This is a genomic window from Verrucosispora sp. SN26_14.1, from assembly GCF_004307965.1.
Taxonomy (GTDB): Bacteria; Actinomycetota; Actinomycetes; order Mycobacteriales; family Micromonosporaceae; genus Micromonospora.
In genome coordinates, this window is the sequence record NZ_SISL01000656.1 from 1 (window position 1) to 2,465 (window position 2,465).

At 73.2% G+C, this 2,465-nt stretch carries 2 protein-coding genes; both read right to left on the reverse strand.

Annotated features, from left to right (window positions below):
- Positions 1 to 124 precede the first annotated feature (124 nt).
- Complete coding sequence (locus tag EYA84_RS30495; RefSeq protein ID WP_131057675.1) at positions 125 to 1,027, reverse strand: type II secretion system F family protein; 903 nt, start codon at positions 1,025 to 1,027, stop codon at positions 125 to 127.
- Positions 1,028 to 1,030: 3 nt separating this feature from the next.
- Positions 1,031 to 2,465: CpaF family protein (locus EYA84_RS30500; protein ID WP_131057676.1), on the reverse strand; the 1,435-nt coding region annotated here is incomplete at its 5' end.

Here is a 2,465-nt window from a genome sequence, read left to right on the forward strand (position 1 = left end):
CGTTGTGTATAAGAGACCGGCGCCGGACCGAGCGCCGGGGTCGCCGGCACCAGCTCGCGCACGATCAGGTACACGCCCAGCCCGACCACGGCACCGCTGAGCACCGCGATGGTGAGGTGCAGGTTCACGCCACCACCTCCCGGGGATCGGGGGCGGGCAGGAAGCGGGCCGGTCGCGGCGGCTGGCTCATCGAGCGCACCCAGGCCAGCAGGCCGACGAAGGCAGCGCCGAGTACCGCCATCACCACCTGGCCGAACGGCGTGTCGTACGGCTGCACGTACTCGCGGTTGAGCAGCCCGTACCCGATGGTGGCCAGGGTCATCCCGGTCAGGAAGCGGACCGCGAACCGGGGTTGGGTGCGCTTGGCCTCGATCTCGCGTCTGGTGGCGACCTCGGCGGACGCCGCCGCGGCGATCGAGCCGAGGACGTCGCCGAGGCGTTCGCCCCGGTCGGTGAGGTGCAGGATGAGCGCCGCCACCACCTGGTCGCAGACCGGGTCGCCGATGTCGTCGGCGAACGCCAGCAGGGCGGAGCGGGCCAGCCACCCGGCCTGGAGCCGGGCGGCGAGCAGGCGTATCTCCTCCTGGATCTCCTCCGGCGCAGTGCCGACGGTGCCGATGATCGCCTGCTGGAGACCCTGCCCGGTGGAGGAGACGTCCTTGAGGCGGCGGGTCCACTCGCCGACCGCCTCGATCCGCGCGATCGCCCGCCGTTCCGCCCGGCCGACCGAGAAGAGCCACGGCGTACCGGGCACCGCCACGGCGACCAGCAGCCCGACCACCGGTAGCCCGGTCACCAGGAAGGCCAGCGCGCCCGCGACCACCGCGCCGATCAGCAACGCCTGATGGGTCTGCTGTTCGCGCAGCGTGGTGCCGGAGCCACGCCACAGCCGGCTGAGTCCCGGGCCCGCGCCGGGTGCCGGCCCGGGCGGGCGACGCGTGCCGACCAGCGCGACGACCGTGAGCACCAGCCCGGCCACGCAGGCCGCCCCGGAGACCACCGCGATGAGTTGGATGTTGTCGAGCACGGGTCACCGCCGCCCGAGTCGGGTCTGCTTGGGGCGTCGCCACGCGCCCTGGCCGGCCTCGATCCAGCGGCTGAGCAGCCGGGCGTCGTAGCCCACCCGCAGCAGTTGGCCACGGACCCGCTCCGGCAGGTGCCGGGGGACGGCCCGGCCGTCCGGGCCCGGTCCGAACACCTGGGTGGTGGTGATGCGGCTGCTCTCGCCGACGCCGAGCACCTCCTCGACGTGCGACACGAACCGGTGCTTGCGGCCACCGATCCCGGTCTCGTCCTCCACGTTGACATAGACGATGAGGTCGAGGGCGTTGCCGGCCATCCGGCGGGCCTGGTCGACGGTCATCTCGCGGCCGTGCGCCAGCGCCAACTCGATGATCCGCTCGCTCACCCCAGCGGGGGTACGCGCGTGGATCGTGCACATCGACCCCCGGCTGGTGGTCATCGCCTGGAGCATCGGCACGATCTCCCGGGACCGCACCTCGCCGACGATGATCCGCAGCACACCCATCCGGAGCGAGACCGGGATCAGGTCGGCGATGCTCACCTCGCCCGCCGGGCGGCCGTCCGGCCCGCGTTCGCCGTGCCCCTCCCGCGCCTCGAAGCTCATCACCGCACGGTGCCGCTGACCGCGCCGGGCTGGTAGCAACTCCCGGCTCTCCTCCAGCAGCACGTACGGCTCGTCCTGCGGGATCTCGCTCATCAGCGCCCGGATGACCGTGGTCTTACCGGCACCGGCCAGCCCGGCGACCATGATGTTCAGTCCGGCGCGCATGGACGCGCGGAGGAAGTCCCGCAGCAGCGGGTCGACCATCTCGTCCAGGTCACCCCGCGCCCCGGCCAGGTCGTCCAGGGTCACGTCGAGCGTGTTGTGCTTGCGGATGACCGCGTACGGGCGGTGGCTGACCAGGAACACGGCGGCCAACCGGCTGCCGTCGGGCAGTTGCAGGTCCAGGGTGGGCTTCGAGGTGGAGAGCGAACGTTCGGTGGCACCGGCCCGGCGGGCGGCCGCCTGGAGGATCTCCACCAGCTCGTCGTCGCTGTCCGCGATCGGGTCGGTCCAGTCCACGCCGCCGCCGTGCCGGGTGACGCGTACCTGGTCGCAGCCGAGGATGTGGACCTCCTCGATGCTGTCGTCGACGAGCAGCGTCTGGAGCCGACCGAGCCCGGCCAGCTCGGCGGTGACCTGGTCGAGCAGCAGCCGCTCCTCGCCCGCGGCCATCGGCGTACCGGCCCGGCGCACCGAGTCGGCGTACTCGGCGACCAGTTCGACCGCGAGCCGGGCCCGCTCGGTGTCCTCCTCGTCGACGCTGAACTCCCGGCCGCGCTGCCAGCGGGTGAGCCGCTCGCTCAGCTCCCGGCGCAACTCGCGGACGACCTGGAAGTCCACCCGGGGCCGGGGCGGTGGCTCGGGTGCCGTCGGCGCGACGGGCGGCGTCGGCGGATGC